Genomic DNA, 6,369 nt, shown 5'->3' on the forward strand with positions numbered 1-6,369 from the left:
TGGAGAGATTTTCGCGTGCTACCTGCAAGCCGCGCGGTCTGATTCCACGATGGAGGCGGCCAGACGACCCAATCGCAGCGCGGCCTGGCCGGCGATTGAGCCGCCGGTTCGGCGGCCGGTCCGCAAAGTCGCCACTTCGTCTTCCAATCGTGCCGCCCACTCGTTGGCTGCGCTCGTCTCCGCCGCCGCCTGCAGCAGCTCGACCGCCAGGCGATCGGCGCGCTCGCGCTCGCGTTCGAAATCCGCCTTGTAGACGGCCGCCTGTGCTTCGAGCCGCGCGATCTCCGCCTTGAATGCCTCGCTCCTGAATGCGTCGATCTTTGCCATGGAGGCGGCGATGGGGTCCGCCTGGCGGCCAATTCGCGGCCGGGGCCTGTAGCGCAGCTCGGAGAAATCGACGCCGACCCGGGTCTTGCCGTCATCCGAACGCGAGCGCGGCAAGGCGCGTCGCCTGGCAAGCGACCGAGCAGCCTCGCGCGAGATTTCGAGGCGGGCACTAAGCTCGGCATACGTCAACAACTCAACGGACATCGGCTCTTCTCCTGGAGCGAACCGGGAAGGCATTTCAGGCTGATGATGGCTGGACGATCACTGCAGGCTAGGCTGCGTTGGTTAATGGACGGTTAACGCGGGGGCGGGCACCGTCACCGGATTGATGTTGGTCTTCCGCCGGTGCCACGTCGTGGGCTCCGTGACGGGCTGACCCCGGCGGCATAGGACACTAGCGGCCGCGTCCTGTCGGTCTTGCGCAGGCAGCGATTGAGCGCCAGCACATTGGAGATATTCTCAGAAGTCTCGTTGCCCGTCCCGTCGCACTAGATGACGATGTTCTTGGATTCGTTCCTGGGCGCGGTCGCGTGCTTGTTCTTGGCTTCGTGCATAGTTTCGTTTTGGCTTCGCTCCATCGAAGCGTCTCCTGCCTGCCTCAGGGTATCCCTTTCAAATCATCGAAGGGCGCCGCATCGAGCTACTTGCGTTTGAGCATCTGCGCAAAATATGGCTTCATATGCAGAGCGACAGCCTCGTAGTCGTTCTTGCTTAGCAGCCGGTATTTGTCCTCTGTTCTTATCGTATGGCCTTGGTATTCTACTCCGTGTAGGCCGACTGTCCCGAGGATAATCTGCGTGCCCCCAGGGGCCTCTTTAAGGCATGCTTCGATCATGCGGGCGGCATTCTCGGGATCTTGATCTTGTTGTACTGGCGTGTCGATCACCAGCGGACATGGTGCCGATTCAGTGGTGGCTCGCATCGTATGAAGGAACGCCAAATAATAGGCGAGCAAAGCCCGGGGCAAATCGCTGCCAGTTTCGCTAATTGAGCAGTCAATTCTCTTGTAGTTCTTCTCAGGCAGGTTGGGCACCTTTAGTCGGGTGACGAAGCCCTTCATGTAAGAAAAATAGCGGTCCTTTATCGGCTGTTGGAATTTCCGACGCTCGTAAGATTTCATGGTTAGTGACGCCTCATCGGACCTCGCATCGAGCTGACCAATCTTAGTGTCTAAATCTCGATGCTCTTCAGCGAGCGCGGCGTCCACCAGACGCTCGCTCTCGTCTGCGATTAAGTCGCGAAGTTTCAGTTCGCCGCGCTGCTCGTCCAGAAGGGAATTTATGCGCTGTATCTCTCAGGCGAATGTTCCGAACTTGCCGCGCTGCACCGCGATTTGCTCGTCGATTGCATTAATTTCGTGCTGAACCTCCATCAAGAGGCTGCGGCACGACTCCGCGTCTGAAACGAGACCAAACTTATTCGAAAAGTCATTCGTATGAATCGTCCCGCAGGTCGGACAAACGATCTCGGGCTCGGATGAATCGCGAAGGAACTCGTAGTCTGCGTCTAACTCAACTAAGGCATTTGCTGCCAACTCTTTCTGCTCTAGGAGCACTACGCGCTTAGAGCTCAAATCGACCAAAATGCGCTGAACGGCATCTTGCTGGCGTTGTAGTTCCTCGCATTCTCGCAGTAGCGCAGTTATTTGTTCGCCAAACGATGCCGGATCAAGGTCAAACCGTACGCTTTTGCGTTCCCGGTTTCTCAATCGTTTCGTCGCACGGGTCTAGCGCGCGTTTCTCTACCTTGAATTCGTCCTTTGATCTTTCCGCTTCTAACTTCGATCCTTTAGCAACGTAGTATTCATTCGGCAGTAAGCCTGCGTGGAAATAAGAGACATCATGCTTATAGCCTTCAAACATTTGCAGCCGTGCGAACGAACTCCACGTCTTTAGCCATCCGATGTCTTGATCGATATAAAAGGGAAGAAAGCAATATGCAGGCGGAGGGACTACTTGGTCGCCGTTTCGGTCCTGTAATGTCAACCTAAAATCGAGAAGTTCGGCAAGACGAGGGGCAACTCCGCCCGTAACTCCGGATGCCTCCCAGATCATTTGCCCCTTGCGATCAAAGAGTCCGAAGAAGCTCCCTGTTCTAAGTATGCGATAAGCGTCTTCGTTGACTGTAAAATCTAGCAGCAGGTCGACTTTGAGCGATTGCCAGCTCGGGCTAACTTTATAGGCGTCAGCTCCAAAAGCCGCATAGATCGACTTAATCAGGCATGACTTGCCCGTGTCATTCTCGCCGAGAACTACTGTCGTGTTCGGATCGAACGTCGCGATCCTCGCCGACTTTTCGAGTTCGGAGCACAGATACAGTTTTTGAAACCGCAAGCTTTTCATAGCTACGCGTTCGCAGGCTGCGGATTAGTCGTTTGAAGCGTTCCTGACGGGTCATGTGTGAACACCTCGTACATAATCATCACTTTAAGTCGAGCCGGCTTGAACAGTGCAAGGGTCGTCATCGCGAATGGCTCCACCGAGGGGTAGATAGTGGTCACGAGTTGCTGCAGGGGAAGGCCGAGGGTCGAACATGCATCGATCTCGACCCGGATTTTGTCGCGCAGCATGTTGACCGCGAGGTCACTCGAGTCGAGGACTACCGCTCGGTATCGCTTCCATTCGCGAGCCAGCTCTGCAACAGTCAATACGTCGCCAACATCAAGATGGATTACAATTTCGTTCCAGGAAGGCATGCTGTGCGCAAGTTCAATCGCCTTTAGCCAGCCGTCTACCTGACTCTTTGTAATGGACTTCCGACTAATCAACTCATCAAAGTCACGTATCGATACGGTGTATTTCGAGCGCAGGCGGCATTCCTCGACTATAGTTTTGTAAACACTATCAGGATTGAACTCTACTGGCCCAAGTTGATCGTGAACGAATTCGATAAGTTTGCCCTTGATATGCGCTGAACTGTCCTGAAGACTTCAAATCGGCCCTGACGAAACGAAAGAGCTCATCCACGATAGTTGCCGAAGCTGTGGGATACTCTGCTTGCAGTTTCGCAGTTAAGTCGGAGAGCATTTTGGGTTCTGCATCCGACATGCAGCACTCTGTGGCCGCTGCATCAAAGAATTGACAAGGCACGTTGGAGACGAACGCGAGTTTGTTCGTTTCGCTCGGGAAGATGTCGTAGTTGGAATAGAGCTTTCCCGCGTGAGACGGCAACAGGCCGTTGTTTGGATCGTTCTTCCTTTTTTTCCGACTTGTGAGTTCTGTCAGGGTCCAATGGCCCTTTGACTTTGTTTTCACTTGATAGAAGGAGGCTTGTGAGGGGGCCGAAGAACTGTTGAGCAGGACGATGTCGTCGTGAAATTCGAACGAGATCGCGTAATCGGAACTCGTGCCGTGATGGGCGAAAACCAACGTAAGCCCCCACAGAGCCTGATAGTCGTAGCGCTGAGCGCCCGTCTCACCCGACTTTTCCCGTTGCGGCTCCGCAACGAGCCTGTCTGCAAATGACAAAAAAGATCCTCGTACTTAGAAAAGCGATTCAGGACACTCTAATGGGTACACCTCGGATGACAACTACGACGAGCATATCCGGCCTGCCGATCGCATCGTTAAAAAGTTGAAGTGAGCGCGAGGTTTTCGCCGAGGCCACGACGCAACGGAGGCATCTAGTTGCAGCGCAAAAACTGGGGCCGCAAAAACAAAAACGGCCGGATCTTTCGACCCGGCCGTCACTTCAAACTCAACGCTCTTAAAGCTACGCCACGCGACGCTTACGCGTGCCCCCGGCCCAGCTCTTAAGAATTCTTAGCTCGCCTTCTTCTCGGGCGCAGCGCCGCCGACCTTCTTCTGGATCTGGCGCTTCAATTCCAGCGCGCGCGGCGACAGGGCGTCGGCGTTAGCCTTGATGAGGTAGGCATCGAGGCCGCCATTGTGGTCGACGCTCTTGAGCGCATTGGTGGAGACGCGCAGGCGCACGTTGCGCTCGAGGGCTTCGCTGATGAACGTCACGTTGACGAGGTTCGGCAGGAAGCGGCGCTTGGTCTTGATGTTGGAGTGGCTGACCTTGTGGCCGGTGAGGGGGCCCTTGGCCGTCAGTTCGCAGCGGCGAGACATGTCAAAAATCCTTATCCGTTCCCCCAGCGATTTGCGGCGGCCATTCGGGGCGCCACGGGGGTGCAAATTCTCTGTCCTTGCAGGGAGCGGGCGGACGTATAGGGGGGAAGGGGCGGGTAGTCAAGGATTTGGCCGAGATTTCAGCCCAACCACCGCTGTCATCGCCCGGCTTGGCCGGGCGATCCAGTATTCCAGAGGCGGTAGTGATTCAACTGAGGGGCCGCGGCGTACTGGATGCCCCGGTCGAGCCGGGGCATGACAGCGGAGCAAGGGGCAGGGAGCGGCGGAACAAGGGGCGCGTGCGGTGATCGAGTACGCGCGTCCCCACTCACGAAAACGGCAATGATTGAAACGCCTTACCATCACATAAAGGGCGTAATCGGGGCGGAAAGAGAGGCTGGTTCCAAGCGGCCGGGCTCTGATTGCTCGCCCCTGACATTGTTTGCCGCCGGTTTTGGCTTAAGTACAAACACTAGCGGTATCATCGGATTGCAACTGAACGTGATCATGCCTCTGTCTTTCTCGCCCCTGTCTCTTATACACATCATCCAGGAGGACGTGTTCTCGGCCGCCGCGTCCGGCGGCACCGTCGGCATCCTGAAATCCTTCACCGGCGGGTCCGGCACCGGCGCCTCGCAGGGCCGCGTCGTCAACGGCGCGCTGGTTGCGACCGGCTACCAGGCCTCCACCACCACCTCGAAGAAGACCGAGGACATCCACATCGTCCTCGACAAGGGCAATGTGAAGGAGTTCGGCATCGCGCCGGAGCCGCCGGTCGACCCTGACCGCATCGTCGTCACCGAGGCGCATCGCCGCGGCGTCTGGGATCCGATGACGGCTTCGCTCTTGCGCGTGCCCGGCACCGGCGAGCCAGTGTCGCCGGAGGCCTGCCACACCGGCGCCCCCGTGTTCGACGGCCGCATGCGCTACGACCTCAAGCTCGATTTCAAGCGCATGGAGAGCGTGAAGGCGGAGAAGGGCTATCGCGGCCCGGTCGTGGTTTGCGCGCTCTATTTCGTGCCCGTCGCCGGCTACATCCCGGATCGCCCGGTCATCAAATACCTCGCGGCCCAGCGCAACATCGAGATCGCGTTTGCGCCGGTTGCGGGCACCCGCATCCTGGTGCCGTTCTGGGTGAAGATCCCGACCCCGCTCGGACCTGCCATGTTAGAGGCCACCAGCTTCATCACCGTCCCCCAGCCGCCGAAGGTTGCGAAGACGCAGTGAGGCGTCGTTTGGCGATGCCGACCCACTACAGATGGCGGGGAGCGCGGCTCTGCTTGTCTATCCCTACTGTGCATGGGCTTGTTTTCGCGAAAATGGGCGAGGCGCACCCGCGTCGACCCTCACCCTGACAGGATGAGGGTTGGGCAACGGAATCCATTTGACTCTCAGTCGATTCTGATTCGACTCCACCCCGTCCCCAACATTAAGGAACTCGCTCCGAAAACGCCGCTTGTGCCGACGACCAAAACTCCATCTAGTGCGCCGGAAAACGACCTGGCGCGAGATGTTGCGTGAACGAATCCGGAAGCAGAGGGGAGTCAGCGATTCGGCCGCGATTCGTTCCGGAGTCGTTCCGAAGTTTAAATGCAGGCGAGAAAGCGTTGCAAAATGAGACAGTTGCGGGGGAGGCCAGCATTGTCGCCACTCTCTCCGTCGTCATCGCCCGGCTTGACCGGGCGATCCAGTACTCCGAGGCGCCTGTAGTTGAACCGAGGAGCCGCGGCGTACTGGATGCCCCGGTCAAGCCGGGGCATGACAACGGAGAATGCCGCCCCCGTTCGGAGACATAACCGACACATGAAAGCCCAATCCTCCCTGCTTGCTCCCCTCACCCTGAGGAGGCCGCGCGGCGGCCGTCTCGAAGGGCGAGGGGCCCGGCCCGCTCCGCAAGGGTAAGCGCAGCACCGGCCGGGCCTTCATCCTTCGAGACGCGCGTGCCGCGCTCCTCAGGATGAGGATCGACACG

8 protein-coding genes and 1 pseudogene are annotated in these 6,369 nt (G+C 57.8%); 1 reads left to right on the forward strand and 8 read right to left on the reverse strand.

Translation table 11 applies throughout. The features are described 5' to 3' along the window. Positions 1-18: 18 nt before the first annotated feature. The 8 genes and pseudogenes from SO180_RS35715 to rpmB form a co-directional block, all read right to left on the reverse strand. Complete coding sequence (locus tag SO180_RS35715) at positions 19-441, reverse strand: hypothetical protein (protein ID WP_449383511.1); 423 nt, start codon at positions 439-441, stop codon at positions 19-21. A gap of 204 nt (positions 442-645) precedes the next feature. After that, positions 646-881 (reverse strand): annotated as a pseudogene (locus tag SO180_RS35720) (phospholipase effector Tle1 domain-containing protein); the annotation flags it as partial. Positions 882-967: 86 nt separating this feature from the next. Then, positions 968-1,534, reverse strand: a complete 567-nt coding sequence (locus SO180_RS35725; RefSeq protein WP_449383512.1) for a hypothetical protein — start codon at positions 1,532-1,534, stop codon at positions 968-970. 87 nt (positions 1,535-1,621) lie between these two features. After that, positions 1,622-2,035 carry a hypothetical protein gene (locus SO180_RS35730; RefSeq protein ID WP_449383513.1) on the reverse strand — a complete coding sequence of 138 codons (414 nt, stop codon included), beginning with the start codon at positions 2,033-2,035 and terminating at the stop codon, positions 1,622-1,624. Then, a complete protein-coding gene (locus tag SO180_RS35735; protein WP_449383514.1) occupies positions 2,001-2,669 on the reverse strand; it encodes a hypothetical protein in 669 nt (222 codons plus the stop codon). The genes SO180_RS35730 and SO180_RS35735 overlap by 35 nt, the downstream gene beginning before the upstream one ends. A gap of 2 nt (positions 2,670-2,671) precedes the next feature. Beyond that, positions 2,672-3,022: a hypothetical protein gene (locus tag SO180_RS35740; RefSeq protein WP_449383515.1), complete on the reverse strand. Its 351-nt coding sequence runs from the start codon at positions 3,020-3,022 to the stop codon at positions 2,672-2,674. 148 nt (positions 3,023-3,170) lie between these two features. After that, positions 3,171-3,794, reverse strand: coding sequence for a dsDNA nuclease domain-containing protein (locus SO180_RS35745; protein WP_449383516.1), 624 nt, complete (start codon positions 3,792-3,794; stop codon positions 3,171-3,173). A gap of 294 nt (positions 3,795-4,088) precedes the next feature. Further along, on the reverse strand, positions 4,089-4,397 hold the full coding sequence (gene rpmB / locus SO180_RS35750) for a 50S ribosomal protein L28 (protein WP_449383517.1): 309 nt from the start codon (positions 4,395-4,397) through the stop codon (positions 4,089-4,091). 507 nt (positions 4,398-4,904) lie between these two features. On the opposite strand from rpmB, the gene SO180_RS35755 reads away from it, so the two are divergent. Continuing rightward, complete coding sequence (locus tag SO180_RS35755) at positions 4,905-5,624, forward strand: DUF3108 domain-containing protein (RefSeq protein WP_449383518.1); 720 nt, start codon at positions 4,905-4,907, stop codon at positions 5,622-5,624. Positions 5,625-6,369: the final 745 nt, after the last annotated feature.

This window comes from Bradyrhizobium sp. UFLA05-112, assembly GCF_053572325.1.